General features: G+C 71.9%; 15 protein-coding genes. 12 read left to right on the top strand and 3 right to left on the bottom strand.

Annotated elements, in window-relative coordinates; genetic code table 11:
* Nucleotides 1-65: 65 nt before the first annotated feature.
* The 5 genes from hutU to ABTZ58_RS22045 are packed head-to-tail and all read left to right on the top strand — an operon-like array spanning nucleotide 66 to nucleotide 5923.
* Nucleotides 66-1730 carry a urocanate hydratase gene (gene hutU, locus ABTZ58_RS22065; protein ID WP_351359189.1) on the top strand — a complete coding sequence of 555 codons (1665 nt, stop codon included), beginning with the start codon at nucleotides 66-68 and terminating at the stop codon, nucleotides 1728-1730.
* Complete coding sequence (locus ABTZ58_RS22060; protein WP_351359186.1) at nucleotides 1727-2950, top strand: allantoate amidohydrolase; 1224 nt, start codon at nucleotides 1727-1729, stop codon at nucleotides 2948-2950. Before hutU ends, ABTZ58_RS22060 begins: the two co-directional genes overlap by 4 nt.
* Nucleotides 2947-4296, top strand: coding sequence for a formimidoylglutamate deiminase (locus tag ABTZ58_RS22055; RefSeq protein ID WP_351359183.1), 1350 nt, complete (start codon nucleotides 2947-2949; stop codon nucleotides 4294-4296). The genes ABTZ58_RS22060 and ABTZ58_RS22055 overlap by 4 nt, the downstream gene beginning before the upstream one ends.
* Nucleotides 4293-5588 (top strand): imidazolonepropionase, encoded by a 1296-nt coding sequence (hutI, locus tag ABTZ58_RS22050; RefSeq protein ID WP_351359180.1) that lies wholly within the window; start codon nucleotides 4293-4295, stop codon nucleotides 5586-5588. Before ABTZ58_RS22055 ends, hutI begins: the two co-directional genes overlap by 4 nt.
* A gap of 14 nt (nucleotides 5589-5602) precedes the next feature.
* The gene (locus ABTZ58_RS22045) at nucleotides 5603-5923 is read left to right on the top strand and encodes a hypothetical protein (protein ID WP_351359177.1); all 321 of its coding nucleotides are present in this window, start codon (nucleotides 5603-5605) and stop codon (nucleotides 5921-5923) included.
* A gap of 73 nt (nucleotides 5924-5996) precedes the next feature.
* Here the strand turns inward: ABTZ58_RS22045 and ABTZ58_RS22040 are convergent, their stop codons facing one another.
* Nucleotides 5997-6923, bottom strand: coding sequence for an RNA polymerase sigma factor SigF (locus tag ABTZ58_RS22040; protein ID WP_351359174.1), 927 nt, complete (start codon nucleotides 6921-6923; stop codon nucleotides 5997-5999).
* Between the two features lie 238 nt (nucleotides 6924-7161).
* Between ABTZ58_RS22040 and ABTZ58_RS22035 the strand changes: the two genes are divergently transcribed.
* Both ABTZ58_RS22035 and ABTZ58_RS22030 read left to right on the top strand, forming a co-directional pair.
* Nucleotides 7162-7539 carry an STAS domain-containing protein gene (locus ABTZ58_RS22035; RefSeq protein WP_351359171.1) on the top strand — a complete coding sequence of 126 codons (378 nt, stop codon included), beginning with the start codon at nucleotides 7162-7164 and terminating at the stop codon, nucleotides 7537-7539.
* Between the two features lie 243 nt (nucleotides 7540-7782).
* Nucleotides 7783-8337, top strand: coding sequence for an ATP-binding protein (locus ABTZ58_RS22030; protein WP_351359168.1), 555 nt, complete (start codon nucleotides 7783-7785; stop codon nucleotides 8335-8337).
* A 526-nt stretch (nucleotides 8338-8863) separates the two neighbouring features.
* On the opposite strand, the gene ABTZ58_RS22025 is transcribed toward ABTZ58_RS22030, so the two are convergent.
* Nucleotides 8864-10402, bottom strand: a complete 1539-nt coding sequence (locus tag ABTZ58_RS22025) for a peptide MFS transporter (protein WP_351359165.1) — start codon at nucleotides 10400-10402, stop codon at nucleotides 8864-8866.
* 518 nt (nucleotides 10403-10920) lie between these two features.
* Between ABTZ58_RS22025 and ABTZ58_RS22020 the strand changes: the two genes are divergently transcribed.
* Entirely contained in the window at nucleotides 10921-11598 is a 678-nt protein-coding gene (locus ABTZ58_RS22020; RefSeq protein ID WP_030250389.1) for a response regulator transcription factor, read from the top strand.
* A gap of 39 nt (nucleotides 11599-11637) precedes the next feature.
* Entirely contained in the window at nucleotides 11638-12915 is a 1278-nt protein-coding gene (locus ABTZ58_RS22015) for a sensor histidine kinase (protein WP_351359161.1), read from the top strand.
* Nucleotides 12916-12966: 51 nt separating this feature from the next.
* Here the strand turns inward: ABTZ58_RS22015 and ABTZ58_RS22010 are convergent, their stop codons facing one another.
* Nucleotides 12967-13458, bottom strand: a complete 492-nt coding sequence (locus ABTZ58_RS22010) for a GtrA family protein (protein ID WP_351359158.1) — start codon at nucleotides 13456-13458, stop codon at nucleotides 12967-12969.
* 163 nt (nucleotides 13459-13621) lie between these two features.
* Between ABTZ58_RS22010 and ABTZ58_RS22005 the strand changes: the two genes are divergently transcribed.
* From ABTZ58_RS22005 to ABTZ58_RS21995, 3 genes are all read left to right on the top strand, one after another.
* Complete coding sequence (locus ABTZ58_RS22005) at nucleotides 13622-14761, top strand: 5-(carboxyamino)imidazole ribonucleotide synthase (RefSeq protein ID WP_351359155.1); 1140 nt, start codon at nucleotides 13622-13624, stop codon at nucleotides 14759-14761.
* Complete coding sequence (purE, locus tag ABTZ58_RS22000; protein WP_351359152.1) at nucleotides 14758-15285, top strand: 5-(carboxyamino)imidazole ribonucleotide mutase; 528 nt, start codon at nucleotides 14758-14760, stop codon at nucleotides 15283-15285. Before ABTZ58_RS22005 ends, purE begins: the two co-directional genes overlap by 4 nt.
* A gap of 5 nt (nucleotides 15286-15290) precedes the next feature.
* On the top strand, nucleotides 15291-16119 hold an 829-nt coding region (locus ABTZ58_RS21995), incomplete at its 3' end, for a dipeptidase (protein WP_351359149.1).

Below are 16119 nucleotides of genomic sequence, written 5' to 3'. Positions count from 1 at the left end.
CATAGGGTCAGGATGTGAATAGAGCAGCAACATCCGCCGGGAGAGACCCCACCAGGAGGCAGACCATGTCCGGACCCCGCCCCGTCCGAGCGCCGCGCGGCACAGAACCGAGCGCCCTCGGATGGCAGCAGGAAGCCGCCCTGCGGATGCTGCAGAACAACCTCGACCCGGAGGTCGCCGAACACCCCGACCAGCTCGTCGTCTACGGCGGCACCGGCAAGGCGGCCCGCGACTGGCGCTCCTTCGACGCGATGGTGCGCACGCTGAAGGGCCTCAAGCAGGACGAGACCATGCTCGTCCAGTCCGGCCGCCCGGTCGGCGTCATGCAGACCCACGAGTGGGCCCCGCGCGTCCTCATCGCCAACTCCAACCTCGTCGGCGACTGGGCCAACTGGGAGGAGTTCCGCCGCCTCGAACAGCTCGGCCTGACCATGTACGGCCAGATGACCGCCGGCTCCTGGATCTACATCGGCACCCAGGGCATCCTCCAGGGCACCTACGAGACCTTCGCCGCCGTCGCCGCCAAGAAGTTCGGCGGCTCCCTCGCCGGCACGATCACCCTCACCGCCGGCCTCGGCGGCATGGGCGGCGCCCAGCCCCTCGCCGTGACGATGAACGACGGTGTCGTCCTGTGCATCGACTGCGACCCGCGCGCCATCGAGCGCCGCATCGAGCACCGCTACCTGGACGTGAAGGCCGACGACCTGGACCACGCCCTGCGGCTGGCGACCGAGGCCCGCGACGCCCGCCGCCCGCTGTCCATCGGCGTCCTCGGCAACGCCGCCGAACTCGTCCCGCAGCTGCTCGCCCTGGGCGCGCCCGTCGACATCGTCACCGACCAGACCTCGGCGCACGACCCGCTGGCCTACCTCCCGCTCGGCGTCGACTTCGACGAGATGGCCTCCTACGCCGCCAAGGACCCGGCCGGCTTCACCACCCGCGCCCGCGAGTCCATGGCCAGGCACGTCGAGGCCATGGTCGGCTTCCAGGACGCCGGCGCCGAGGTCTTCGACTACGGCAACTCCATCCGCGGCGAGGCCAGGCTGGCCGGCTACGACCGGGCCTTCGCCTTCCCCGGCTTCGTCCCCGCCTACATCCGCCCCCTGTTCTGCGAGGGCAAGGGCCCCTTCCGCTGGGCGGCCCTGTCCGGCGAGGCCTCCGACATCGCCAAGACCGACAAGGCGATCCTCGACCTCTTCCCGGAGAACGAGTCCCTGGCCCGCTGGATCAGGATGGCCGGGGAGCGGGTCCACTTCCAGGGCCTGCCCGCCCGCATCTGCTGGCTCGGCTACGGCGAGCGCGACAAGGCCGGGGAGCGCTTCAACGACATGGTCGCGAGCGGCGAGCTGGCCGCCCCGGTCGTCATCGGCCGCGACCACCTCGACTGCGGCTCCGTCGCCTCCCCCTACCGCGAGACCGAGGCCATGCTGGACGGCTCCGACGCGATCGCCGACTGGCCGCTGCTCAACGCCATGGTCAACGTCGCCTCCGGGGCGTCCTGGGTGTCGATCCACCACGGCGGCGGCGTCGGCATGGGCCGCTCGATCCACGCCGGGCAGGTGACGGTCGCCGACGGCACCCCGCTCGCCGGGGAGAAGATCCGCCGCGTCCTCACCAACGACCCCGGCATGGGCGTCATCCGGCACGTCGACGCCGGGTACGACATCGCCGAGTCGGTCGCCGGCGAGCGCGGTGTCCGGATCCCGATGCGCGAGGGTGACCAGGCGTGACCTTCCACAGCATGTGGGCGGAGCTGCTGCCGATCGGCCGCAGCTCCGCCTCCGGCGGCTACCGCCGCTTCGCCTGGACCGGCGCCGACCTGGACTGCCGGGCCTGGTTCAAGGAGCAGGCCGAGTTCCGCGGGCTGACCTACGAGACCGACCGCAACGGCAACCAGTGGGCCTGGCTCGGCGACCCCGCCCGGGGTGACGCCGTCGTGACCGGGTCGCACCTGGACTCCGTCCCCGACGGCGGCGCCTTCGACGGGCCCCTGGGCGTCGTGTCGGCGTTCGCCGCCCTCGACGAACTGCGCGGCAGGGGAGCGGAGTTCACCAGGCCCCTCGGCATCGTCAACTTCGGCGACGAGGAGGGCGCCCGGTTCGGGCTCGCCTGCGTCGGCTCCCGGCTCACGGCCGGGCAGCTCACCGTGGAGGACGCCCACCGGCTGACCGACGGGGACGGGACGACCCTGCCCCGGGCCATGGAGGCCGCCGGGTACGACCCCGAGTCGATCGGGCCCGACCCCGAACGGCTCGCCCGCATCGGCGCCTTCGTCGAACTCCACGTCGAGCAGGGCCGGGCCCTGGACCTGTCCGGCGACCCGGTCGGCATCGCCAGCGCGATCTGGCCGCACGGCCGGTGGCGGTTCGACTTCGCCGGTGAGGCCAACCACGCCGGCACCACCCGGCTCGCCGACCGGCGCGACCCCATGCTCGCCTACGCCGAGACGGTGCTCGCCGCCCGCCGTGAGGCCGAACTGGCCGGAGCGGTCGCCACCTTCGGCAAGATCGCCGTGGAGCCGAACGGCGTCAACGCCATCCCCTCCCTGGTGCGCGGCTGGCTCGACTCGCGCGCCGCCGACCAGGACGGCCTGGACGCCGTGGTCACCGGGGTGCGGAAGGCGGCCGGGGAACACGCCGCCGCCCACGGCGTCGAACTCTCCGTCACCCGGGAGTCCTTCACCCCGGTCGTCGAGTTCGACCACGCCCTGCGCGACGAACTCGCCCGCATTCTCGGCAAGGACCGGGACCCGGGGCTCACCGTCCCCGTCCTGGGCACCGGCGCGGGACACGACGCCGGGATCCTCTCCGGAAGCGTCCCGACCGCCATGCTGTTCGTGCGCAACCCCACGGGCGTCTCGCACTCCCCGGCCGAGTCCGCCGCCGAGGACGACTGCGTGACCGGAGTGCTCGCCCTCGCCGACGTACTGGAAGGACTGGCCTGCCCGTGACGCCCGCCCAGCAGAGCCGCACCTACTGGCTGGAGCACGCCTGGCTCGGCACACACGTCGAGCCGGGCGTCGCCCTGGACACCGCCGACGGCCGGATCACCGCCGTCCGGACCGAAGTGGCCGCCCCGCCCCCCGGCGCCGAGCCCCTGCGCGGCCTCACCCTCCCCGGCCTGGCCAACGCCCACAGCCACGCCTTCCACCGCGCCCTGCGCGGCACCGCCCAGGTCGGCTCCGGCACCTTCTGGACCTGGCGCGAGGTCATGTACTCCGTGGCCGACCGGCTGACCCCGGACACCTACCACGCGCTCGCCCGGGCCGTGTACGCCGAGATGGCCCTCGCCGGCATCACGTCCGTCGGCGAGTTCCACTACGTGCACCACGCCCCGGACGGCACCCGGTACGCCGACCCCAACGCCATGGGCGAGGCCCTCCTCGCGGCCGCCGCCGAAGCCGGCATCCGCATCACCCTCCTCGACACCGCCTACCTCTCCTCCGGTTTCGGGCAGCCGCCCAACCGCCACCAGCTCCGCTTCTCCGACGGGGACGCGGACGCCTGGGCCGCACGCTGTGCACTTCTCAAGGAACGGGATCACGCACGGATCGGGGCGGCGATCCACTCCGTACGGGCCGTGCCCGCCGGACAGCTGGAGACCGTCGCACGCTGGGCCGAGGAGCGGCGGGCCCCGCTCCACGTGCACCTGTCCGAGCAGACCGCCGAGAACGACGCCTGCCGCGAGGCGCACGGCTGCACCCCGACGCAGCTGCTGGCCCGGTACGGCGTGCTCGGGCCGCGCACCACCGGCGTCCACAACACCCACCTCACCGCCGAGGACATCTCGCTCATCGGCTCCAGCGGCACCGGCACCTGCATGTGCCCGACCACCGAGCGCGACCTGGCCGACGGCACCGGGCCCGCCGTCGCCCTGCAGAACGAGGGCTCCCCGCTCTGTCTCGGCTCCGACAGCCACGCCGTGATCGACCTGTTCGAGGAGGCGCGGGCGATGGAGCTGAACGAGCGCCTGCGCACCCGCACCCGAGGTCACTGGACGGCGGCGGCCCTCCTGCGGGCGGCCTCGGCCGACGGCCACGCGGCCCTCGGCTGGGACGAGGCGGGCGCCCTGGAGCCCGGCGCGCTCGCCGACTTCACCACGATCGCCCTCGACTCGGTCAGGACGGCAGGGCCGCTTCCGCGGCTCGGGGCCGAGACGGCCGTATTCGCCGCGTCGGCAGCGGACGTGTCGCATACGGTCGTGGCAGGCCGGCACGTCGTGCGGGACGGGGTCCACGTACTCGTCCCGGACGTGCCGCGCGCCCTCGCGGACGCCGTCGCAGCCCTGCGCGGATGACCCCGGGCCACCCGCCCGCGCGGCCCGGCCCCGCCCCCGCACCCGACCCCACCGCCGACCAGGCCACCAAGGACGCCATGAGCAACGCGACGACCGTCAGCCCCGCCCACTCCGCGAGCACCGCAAGCACGCTCATCACCAACATCGCCGCCCTGGTCACCAACGACCCCTCCCTCGGTGACGGTTCCCCCCTCGGACTGGTCCAGGACGCGGCCGTCGTCATCGAGGGCGACCGCGTGGTGTGGACCGGTGATCACAGCAAAGCACCCGCCACTGACAATCGGGTCGACGCCGGCGGCCGGGCCGTCCTCCCCGGCTTCGTCGACTCCCACGCCCACCTCGTCTTCGCGGGCGACCGGACGCAGGAGTTCAACGCCCGCATGTCGGGCCGCCCGTACAGCGCCGGCGGCATCCGCACCACGGTCGCCGCCACCCGGGCCGCGAGCGACGGGGAACTGGAGGCCAACGTCACCCGTTACCTCGCCGAAGCCCTGCGCCAGGGCACCACCACGTTCGAGACGAAGTCCGGCTACGGCCTGACCGTGAAGGACGAGGCCCGCGCCCTGCGCATCGCCGCCGCCCACACCGACGAGGTCACCTACCTCGGTGCCCACATCGTGCCGCCCGACTTCGCCGAGGACCCGGCCGGCTATGTCGCCCTGGTCATCGGCGAGATGCTCGACGCCTGCGCGCCGTACGCCCGCTGGATCGACGTCTTCTGCGAGCAGGGCGCCTTCGACGGTGACCAGGCCCGCGCGATCCTCACCGCGGGCAGGGCCCGGGGGCTGCACCCGCGCATCCACGCCAACCAGCTCTCCCACGGCCCCGGCGTGCAGCTCGCCGTCGAACTCGACGCGGCCAGCGCCGACCACTGCACCCACCTCACCGACGCGGACGTGGACGCCCTGGCGGGCAGCCGGACGGTCGCGACGCTGCTGCCCGGCGCCGAGTTCTCCACGCGGGCCGCCTGGCCCGACGCGCGTCGGCTGCTGGACGCGGGTGCGACGGTCGCGCTGTCCACGGACTGCAACCCGGGCTCGTCGTTCACCTCGTCCGTGCCGTTCTGCGTCGCGCTCGCCGTACGGGACATGGGGATGACCCCGGACGAGGCCGTCTGGTCGGCCACCGCGGGCGGCGCCGCGGCCCTGCGCCGCACCGACGTCGGCCGCCTCACCCCGGGCGCCTACGCCGACCTGGTGCTCCTGGACGCGCCGAGCCACGTCCACCTCGCCTACCGGCCGGGTGTGCCGCTGGTGAGCGGGGTCTGGCGGCGCGGAGAGCGCGTCGTGTGAGAGGTCACCGACGCATGGCATGGCACTGGCCGGCACCGCTCCTGGTGAACCTCCTGCTCGGCGTCCCGGGCGTGGTGCCGTTCTGGCTGCTGTGGTACGTCGCGGTCAACGGGCCGCTGGCGTCGCTCGGCTGGACCACGCGGGAACCCACGGAGAACGACGGCATGGCCCTCTGGCTCGTGATCGTCGTCCCCGTCGTCACGCTGTACGGGCTGATCTGGTGGCTCGCCAACGCGCCGCTCCGGCGCCGGACCGCCCTCGCCCCGCACACCTACTGGCTGCTGAGCCTGACGGCTCCGCTCGTCCCGACCGCCGCGCTGGTCCTCAACTCGTGAGGAAAGGGCGGCCGCACGTGCCTGGGGGCGGGCCATGAGCCCGCCCCCGAAGGACACGATCACCCGGTGAGGATCACTCCTCGACCGTCAGCCCCTTGCGCAGCCGCACCAGCGTCCGCGACAGCAGCCGCGAGACGTGCATCTGCGAGATGCCCAGCTCCTCGCCGATCTCCGACTGGGTCATGCCGGCGACGAACCGCAGCGACAGGATCTTCCGGTCGCGCGGCGGGAGTTCCGCGATCAGCGGCTTCAACGACTCGACGTACTCGATGCCTTCGAGCCCGTGGTCCTCGTAGCCGATGCGGTCCGCGAGCGCGCCCTCGGAGTCGTCCTCCTCCGGCTGGGCGTCCAGCGAGGAGGCGGTGTAGGCGTTGGACGCGGCCATGCCCTCGACGACCTCGTCGTTGGAGATACCGAGGCGCTCGGCCAGTTCGTGCACCGTCGGGGCGCGGTCCAGCTTCTGCGCCAGCTCGTCACCGGCCTTGGCCAGGTCGAGCCGCAGCTCCTGGAGCCGGCGCGGCACGCGCACGGACCACGAGGTGTCACGGAAGAAGCGCTTGATCTCGCCGATGATGGTCGGCATCGCGAACGTGGGGAACTCGACACCGCGGGACAGCTCGAAACGGTCGATCGCCTTGATCAGGCCGATGGTGCCGACCTGGATGATGTCCTCCATCGGCTCGCTGCGGGAGCGGAACCGGGAGGCGGCGAACTTGACCAGCGCCAGGTTCAGTTCGACGAGCGTGTTGCGGACGTACGAGTACTCGCGCGTCCCTTCCTCCAGCGACTCCAGCCGCGCGAAGAGGGTCTTGGACAGGGCCCGCGCGTCGACCGCGTCGACTTCCTCGAACGGGGGGATGTCCGGAAGTCCGGAGAGCAGGTCGTCGGGTGTGACGAGCGTCTCGTCGTGCTCGATGGGTGCCAGATGTTCCGGAGGGGGTGCCGACGTCGCTTTCTGGGTACGCGATGCGTCGAGCCGGGGTGACATGATGTCCTCCATCGTTCTCGGCATATGGCTGCCGGAGCCAGTACGTGCACTGCGGTGTGCGGCGCCTCCAAAGCCGGCCGTGTCGGTTACGTGTCCTTACTAGGCCTACCCGCTTCCGTGAGCCGACCGCAAGTGCGCTCTGCGGGCATATGTCCGTTTGTGCGTGGTTGTTCGGGTGTCGGAGTGTGTGAGGAAGGCGTAGTGTTCGAGGGCGTCAGCAACAGTCACGACGTCGGGAGAGAGAGGCGGCATGGACCGCGGGACGGTCGGCAGCGCACAGTCTGGCCGGCTTCTGGTGGAGGTGCGGGAAGAGGGCCCCAGTGCCGTCGTGACCCCGGCGGGTGAGTTGGATCACCACACCGCCGATCTGTTGCGCGAGCCACTGGAGGACTGCCTCGCCAAGGGATTCAAGCGCCTGGTCATCGACTGCGCGCGCCTTGAGTTCTGCGACTCCACGGGGCTGAACGTGCTCCTCGGGGCGCGCCTGAAGGCCGAGGCCGCCGGTGGTGGTGTGTCGCTCGCCGGGATGCAGCCGGTGGTGGCGCGCGTGTTCGAGATCACCGGGGCGGATGCGGTCTTCAGCGTCCATGACACGCTTGAGGCGGCCCTCGGCGACGAGTCGGGCTGACCGGCGTGCCACGGCCTGCCGCGCCCCTGACGCACCCCTGTGACCGGTGTCCTGCCCCCGTCACGGGTTTCGTGCGCAATACAGGGGTGTTCCCCGGGTCCGCCCGGGCAGGAGACATCCTGAGCCTGTCGGACGCGGGGTGACCGGGGGTGCTGTGAAACCGGGCGTGCCGCGCACCGCGTGACTGACTGTGTACTGAATCTTTTGAATCATGAACTGGTGAATCGGTGAGGTGAAGCGCTGATGAGCACCACCCGGCCTTACTCGCCGGGCGACCGCGGGCCGGAGCCCAGCGGCGCTTCCGGGGCGTCCGAGGGTGGCGTGGCGGCGGCCGGAGCGGCCGGCGAGGGCATGGCCGTGCAGGACGGAGGCGCGGCGCCGCCGGGGGGCCGGCAGGTGCGCCGGCTGAGCTTCGAGGGGGAGAGCGGGGTCGTCCCGCTCGCGCGCGACTTCACCCGCCAGGCGCTGTACGCGTGGGGCTGGCTGCCCGCCGCCTCCGCCGACCAGCGGGCCGCCGCCGAGGACGTCCTGCTCGTGGTCTCCGAGCTGGTCACCAACGCCTGTCTGCACGCCGAGGGGCCGGACCGGCTCCAGATCACCTGCGACAACAAGGTGATCCGCATAGAGGTGAGCGACCGCGGCACCGGCCAGCCGGCACCCCGTACACCCCACCGGGCGGGCCGCCCCGGCGGACACGGCATGTTCATCGTCCAGCGCCTGTGCCTGGACTGGGGCGTCGTGCGCACCCCGGGAGTCGGCGGCAAGACGGTGTGGGCGGAACTGGGCGCACCGGCCTGACGGCGGGCCCGCGCGCCACCCGGCCCGTTCATCCCGGGCCCTACCGTTCCCCGGGCCGGGCCGTACCGCTCCCGGCAGTACCGTTCCCGGGCCGCGTGCTCCAGGGCCCGGCGGTTCGGGGGCTCATGTGCTCCAGGCTTCGTTTCGCCCAGGCTCCCCTGCTGCCGGGGCTTTCTTTCTGCCCGGCCTCCCTGCTGCCTGCTCCTTCCTTCCTTCTCCTTCCTTCCTTCCTTCCTTCCTTCCGGGCCACGGATCTCCCCTCTCCGAGTGAGTGCCCTCTGTACGGCAGAACGGGTGAACCGAGGACCGTCCGCCTTCGCAGCCCGGTCACGCGGTCCGCCCCGCCCGCCGCCTGCGCCTACCCGTCGCGCCCCGGCGCCCGTCAGCCTGCCGTGGGGCGCGCCCCGGACGCCGGCCCACCGGGAACCCGCAGGTCATGAGTCAGCGCGGGGAACCCGAAGAGCGCGCGAAAGGGCCGCCGCGCCTCGACGGTGCGGCGGCCCTTGTCACGGTCCGGTGGCCGGCGTCAGTGGACGTCGCCCATCAGGGCCTTGACCTTCCGGCGGTACATGTACACCGCGATACCGGCGAGGGCAGCCAGCACGGCCTCCACGGCGACCGCGCCGGTGCCGCTCAGGTCCACGCCGCCGACGGCCGGGTTGGAGAGCAGGCCCGTCACCGAGTCGCCCGCCGTGACCGCGAGGAACCACACGCCCATCATCTGGCTGGCGTACTTGGCCGGGGCCATCTTCGTGGTCACCGACAGGCCGACCGGTGAGAGGCACAGCTCGCCGACCGTCTGGATCAGGTAGATGCCCACCAGCCACATAGGGCTGACCGGCGTGTCGCCGTCGGCCATGCCCAGCGGCAGCAGGAAGAAGAAGAACGAGACGCCGATGAAGAACAGCGCCGCGGCGAACTTGGCGACGGTGCTCGGCTCCTTGCCCTTGCGGTTCAGCCACAGCCAGATCCAGGCGAAGACCGGGGCCAGCGCCATGATGAAGACCGGGTTCAGCGACTGGTACCAGGAGGACGGGAAGTCGAAGCCGAGCAGCGAGCCCGCGGCCTTGGTCTCACCGAACGCCTGGACCGTGGAACCGCCCTGGTCGTAGATCATCCAGAACACGGCCGCCGCGACGAAGAACCATATGTAGCCGGTCATCTTCGACTGCTCGACGTCGCTGAGTTCCTTGTCCCGCTTGATGCGGATCAGCACGCCGGCCGGGATGACCAGGCCGATCACGGTGAGCGGGATCATCGCCCAGTTGAGCGTGAAGTGACCGGTGAAGCCGACGACGCCGTAGAAGACGGTCGCGGCGATCAGCCACAGCAGGCCCTTGCGCAGCCAGGCGGTGCGCTCCTCGGCGGCCAGCGGCTTGGGCACGACGTTGCTCTGCGGGCTCAGGTGGCGGGTGCCGAGGAGGAAGGCGATCAGACCGATGCCCATGCCGACCGCGGCCAGACCGAAGCCGAGGTGCCAGCTGACCTGCTGGCCGACGGTGCCGATGATCAGCGGCGCGAAGAAGGCACCCATGTTGATGCCCATGTAGAAGATCGTGAAGCCGCCGTCACGGCGCGGGTCGTCCGGCCCGTCGTAGAGGTGGCCGACCATCGTGGAGATGTTGGCCTTCAGCAGGCCGGAACCGAGCGCGACCAGCGCCAGACCGGCGAAGAAGGGCGCCTGCCCGCCGGGCAGGGCCAGCACCAGGTGGCCCGCCATGATCGTGACCGCGGCGATCGCCACCGTCCTGCGCGGACCCCAGACCCGGTCGCCGAGCCAGCCGCCGGGCATGGCGAGCAGGTACACCATCGACAGGTAGACCGAGTAGATCGCCGTCGTCGTGGCGAGGTCCATGCCCAGACCGCCGCCCATGCTGCCCTTCTTGGCGTCCGGACCGCCGGAGAGCAGGTAGACGACGAGCAGGGCCCGCATGCCGTAGAAGCTGAACCGCTCCCACATCTCGGTCATGAAGAGGGTGGCCAGTCCGCGGGGGTGGCCGAAGAAGGTCCTCTCGGGGCCCGGGGTGCCCGGGCGGGCCGAGTCCTTCGTCAGGCTGGACGCCATGGTGGTTCCTTGCTGCTCGGGACGCGCCTTCCGCGACTGCGGTGGTGCGCCCGGTGGGGGTTGCCGGCACCGGTGCGTACGGCCGTCCGCCCGACGCCTGCGGGGGGTCCGCTCCGATCACGAAGCGGTGGGCGGTCGCCACCGGGACGCACGCCTCTACGCGCGTCGCCGCACGACAAGGCCCGGCCACAGGTCGTTTCACTTGGGGGGCCGGCGACGAACCGGCCCGCACACAAAAGAGACCTCCAGGGCGAACTGCCTCCGAAGGTCGCCATGGTGCTACAGGCGCCGATTCACCATACGGCAGGACACCGCCGCATATGGAAGGACTTGAGACACGGATCACAGGTGACAAGGGAACCGTACGACCCGTTTCCAAGGTCGTTACCAGGATCCCACCCCACAGGTGCAGGTCCGTGCCGGTTCCCTCGGTGCGTAAGAAAGCGGTGTGGAGCCGGTAAGAACCAAGGCTTCCGGTCACACCCCGGCTCAGGGCCCCGCAGGTCTACCATCACCACATGACCCGAGTACTGCTCGCCGAGGACGACGCGTCCATCTCGGAGCCGTTGGCCCGTGCTCTGCGCCGGGAGGGCTACGAGGTCGAGGTGCGTGAGGACGGACCCGCCGCTCTCGACGCCGGAATGCAGGGCGGCGTCGACTTGGTCGTGCTCGACCTGGGTCTGCCCGGCATGGACGGACTGGAGGTGGCCCGCCGCCTGCGTGGCGAAGGCCACAGCATCCCCATTCTCATCCTGACCGCGCGCGCCGACGAGGTGGACACGGTCGTCGGGCTCGACGCGGGCGCCGACGACTACGTCACGAAGCCGTTCCGGCTGGCCGAGTTGCTCGCCCGCGTCCGGGCCCTGCTGCGGCGCGGTGCCGCCGAGCCCCAGCAGCCGCCCGCCACCCACGGCGTGCGCATCGACGTCGAGTCGCACCGCGCCTGGATGGGCGAGGAGGAGCTGCAGCTCACCGCCAAGGAGTTCGACCTGCTGCGGGTGCTGGTGCGCGACGCCGGCCGGGTCGTCACCCGCGACCAGCTGATGCGCGAGGTCTGGGACACCACCTGGTGGTCGTCGACCAAGACCCTCGACATGCACATCTCCTGGCTGCGCAAGAAGCTCGGCGACGACGCGGCCAACCCGCGCTACATCGCCACCGTGCGCGGTGTGGGCTTCCGCTTCGAGAAGAGCTGAGCCGCGGAGCACGGGTAATCGGTGATCGGATAACAGGACATGCGCCGCCGACTGATCCAGTCCACGCTCGCCGTGGTGCTGGTCGTGATCGCCGTGTTCGGGGTCTCGCTCGTCATCGTCGAGACCCGGACCATCAGCAACAGCGCCCAGGAGCGGGTGGAGTCCGAGGCGGTGCGGCTGGCCAGCATCGTCGACAGCCGGCTCTTCGTCGCCCAGCAGGTCGACGCGGAGGTGCTGCGCAAACAGGTCACCCAGGACCGCTACTACGCCGTGATCCGGATCCCCGGCGAGGCGCCCATCGAGATCGGCGACAAGCCCCCCGGTGACGTCATCAGCGCGACCGCGCCCGGCGAGGAGGGCGAGACGGTCACCGTCCAGGAGCCGCGCTCCTCGGTGACCCGGGAGGTCGGCCGGACCCTGCTGATCATCGCCCTGGTGGCGCTGCTGGCGGTGGTGGCCGCGGTGCTGCTGGCGGTCCGCCAGGCCAACCGGCTGGCCTCGCCGCTGACCGACCTCGCCGAGACGGCCGAACGGCTCGGCTCGGGCGACCCGCGCCCGAGGCACAAGCGCTACGGCGTGCCCGAGCTGGACCGGGTCGCGGACGTGCTGGACGGCTCCGCCGAGCGCATCGCGCGCATGCTGACCGCCGAGCGGCGGCTCGCCGCCGACGCCTCCCACCAGCTGCGCACCCCGCTGACGGCGCTGTCCATGCGGCTGGAGGAGATCACCCTCACCGACGACCCGGACACCGTGAAGGAGGAGGCGACGATCGCGCTGACGCAGGTCGAGCGGCTCACGGACGTCGTGGAGCGGCTGCTGACCAACTCGCGTGACCCGCGCACCGGCTCCGCCGTCACCTTCGACCTCGACGAGGTCATCCAGCAGCAGCTCGCCGAGTGGCGCCCCGCCTACCGCAGCGCCGGCCGGGCCATCGTCAGCTCCGGCAAACGACACCTCCAGGCGGTGGGCACGCCCGGCGCGGTCGCCCAGGTGCTGGCCGCGCTGATCGAGAACTCCCTGATGCACGGCGGCGGCACGGTCGCGCTGCGCACCCGCGTCACCGGCAACCAGGCCGTCATCGAGGTCACGGACGAGGGCCCCGGCATCCCCGCCGACCTGGGCGCCCGCATCTTCGAGCGCGCGATCAGCGGCCGCAACTCCACGGGCATCGGCCTCGCCGTCGCCCGCGACCTGGCGGAAGCCGACGGCGGCCGGCTGGAGATGCTGCAGACCAAGCCCCCGGTCTTCGGCCTGTTCCTGTCCCGCACGGCCGTCCGGAAGCAGGCCGACGGCGGCGAGGAGCCGACGATCCGCTGACCGGTCCGCCGGCCGGCCCTCCGACCGCCCCGTCGACCGCCCGCCGGCCGGCTACGGCACCCGCTGCCTGGTGCGCTCCCGCTCCAGGATCGACTCCGCGTCCGGCACGGCCTCCCGGGCGGGCAGCGCGCGGAACACCCAGGTGCGGTACGACCAGAAGCGGAACAGCGTGGCGATCCCGATGCCGACGAACTTGAAGACGTTGTTCTGCAGCGGGGTGTCCCAGCCGAAGCCGTAGGTCGCCGTGTACAGGACGCCGTTCTCGATGACCAGCCCGACCGCGCTGAACAGCAGGAACAGGGTCAGCTCCCGCGTGCGGCGGGACTTGTCGCGGTCACGGTAGGTGAAGTACCGGAAGCCGACGTAGTTGAAGACGATCGCGACGACGGTCGCGATGACGCTCGCACGGACCACCGGCAGGTCGGTGACGTGCCGTACGAGGTTGAACACGAGCAGGTTGACCAGCACGCCGGCCCCGCCCACCGCGCCGAACTTGGCGACCTCGTGGACGAGCCGCCGGAGCCGCGAAGCACCATGTCCCATGGTCGTGCAGGCCCCCGTCCGTGGTTGGCGTCAACCCAGCCATGCTAACCACCCTCGTGCGCGATCTTCCTGTGGATGCCGGTGGACGGCCGGAGACGGTCCGGGACCGGGGCGGGAGGGACCGGAAACCGGCCACCCTGGCGCGGCCGATACCCTGGGGGGCGTGACGTTCCCGGTAGTCGGCATGGTCGGCGGGGGCCAGCTCGCGCGTATGACGCACGAGGCTGGCATCCCGCTCGGCATCAGGTTCAAGCTCCTCAGTGACACCCCGCAGGACTCCGCCGCGCAGGTCGTGGGCGATGTCGTCGTCGGCGACTATCGCGACCTCGACACGCTGCGGGAGTTCGCGCGCGGGTGCGATGTGATCACCTTCGATCACGAACACGTACCCACCGAGCACCTCCGGGCGCTGGAGGCGGACGGGATTCCCGTGCGCCCCGGCCCGGACGCGCTGGTGCACGCCCAGGACAAGGGGGTGATGCGCGCGAAGCTCGACGCGATCGGCGTGCCCTGCCCACGGCACCGGATCGTGTCCGATCCGCAGGACGTGGCGGCCTTCGCCGCCGAGGGTGACGGCTTCCCCGTCGTACTGAAGACCGTCCGCGGCGGCTACGACGGCAAGGGCGTGTGGGTCGTCGGCTCCGTCGAGGAGGCCGCCGACCCCTTCCGGGCCGGGGTCCCCGTGCTGGCCGAGGAGAAGGTCGACTTCGTCCGCGAGCTCGCCGCCAACGTCGTCCGCTCCCCGCACGGCCAGGCCGTCGCCTACCCGGTCGTGGAGTCGCGGCAGGTCAACGGCGTGTGCGACACGGTCATCGCCCCGGCGCCCGACCTGGACGAGGCCCTCGCCCTTCAGGCCTCCGAGATGGCGCTGAACATCGCCAAGGAACTCGGCGTCGTCGGCCACCTCGCGGTCGAGCTGTTCCAGACCCGCGACGGCCGCATCCTCGTCAACGAGCTGGCGATGCGCCCGCACAACTCCGGCCACTGGTCGATGGACGGCGCGGTCACCAGCCAGTTCGCCAACCACGTCCGCGCGGTCCTGGACCTGCCCCTGGGCGACCCGCGCCCGCGCGCGCGGTGGACGGTGATGGTCAACGTCCTCGGCGGCGACTTCCCGGACATGTACTCCGCGTACCTGCACTGCATGGCCCGCGACCCGCAGCTCAAGATCCACATGTACGGCAAGGACGTGAAGCCCGGCCGCAAGGTCGGTCACGTCAACACCTACGGCGACGACCTGGACGACGTGCTGGAGCGCGCCCGTCACGCTGCCGGCTACCTGAGAGGCACCATCACCGAATGAGCCCTGTTGTTGGCATCGTCATGGGGTCGGACTCCGACTGGCCCGTCATGGAGGCCGCCGCGAAGGCCCTCGACGAGTTCGAGATCGCCTACGAGGTCGACGTCGTCTCCGCGCACCGCATGCCGCGCGAGATGGTCGCCTACGGCGAGCAGGCCGACGCCCGCGGGCTCAAGGTGATCATCGCCGGGGCGGGCGGCGCCGCCCACCTGCCCGGCATGCTCGCCTCGGTGACGCCGCTGCCGGTCATCGGAGTGCCCGTGCCGCTGAAGTACCTCGACGGCATGGACAGCCTCCTGTCGATCGTGCAGATGCCGGCCGGCGTCCCGGTCGCCACGGTCTCGGTCGCCGGTGCCCGCAACGCCGGTCTGCTGGCGGCCCGCATCCTCGCCGCGCACGACGAGGACCTGCGCACGCGGATGCGCGAGTTCCAGCAGGAGCTGAACGACCAGGCCACCGAGAAGGGCAAGCGCCTGCGCTCCAAGGTCGAGGGCACGGGCGGCTTCGGCTTCGGCGCGGGGAAGTGACGGCGGTGACGTCCCGGGAGGCGGCCCGGGAACTCCTGAGCGAGTTCCCGGTCGTCGACGGGCACAACGACCTGCCCTGGGCGCTGCGCGAGCAGGTCCGCTACGACCTCGACGCCCGGGACGTCGCCGTCGACCAGAGCGAGCACCTGCACACCGACCTGCCGCGGCTGCGGGCCGGCGGGGTCGGTGCGCAGTACTGGTCGGTGTACGTCCGCACGGACGCGCCCGATCCGGTCGCGGCCACGCTGGAGCAGATCGACTGCGTGCGGCAGCTGATGGCCCGCCACCCGGCGGACCTGCGGCCCGCGCTGACGGCCGCCGACATGGAGACCGCGCGCCGCGAGGGGCGGATCGCCTCGCTCATGGGCGCGGAGGGCGGCCACTCCATCGCCAACTCCCTCGGCACCCTGCGCGGCCTGTACGGCCTCGGCGTGCGCTATCTGACGCTCACCCACAACGACAACGTCGACTGGGCGGACTCCGCGACCGACGCGCCGCGGGCCGGCGGCCTGACCGCGTTCGGCCGCGAGGTCGTGCGGGAGATGAACCGGCTCGGCATGCTCGTCGACCTCTCCCACGTGGCGGCGACGACCATGCGGGACGCGCTCGACACGAGTTCGGCCCCGGTGATCTTCTCCCACTCCTCCGCGCGGGCCGTGTGCGACCACCCCCGCAACGTCCCGGACGACGTCCTGGAGCGACTGCCCGCCAACGGCGGCATGGCGATGGTGACGTTCGTGCCGAAGTTCGTGCTCCAGGCGGCCGTGGACTGGACGGCCGCGGCCGACGAGAACATGCGCGCCCACGGCTTCCACCACCTCGACACCACCGCCG

This window comes from Streptomyces sp. NPDC094143 (genome assembly GCF_040303825.1).
In the GTDB taxonomy this organism is placed as follows: Bacteria; Actinomycetota; Actinomycetes; order Streptomycetales; family Streptomycetaceae; genus Streptomyces.
This window is presented reverse-complemented; position numbering and strand designations above follow the sequence as displayed.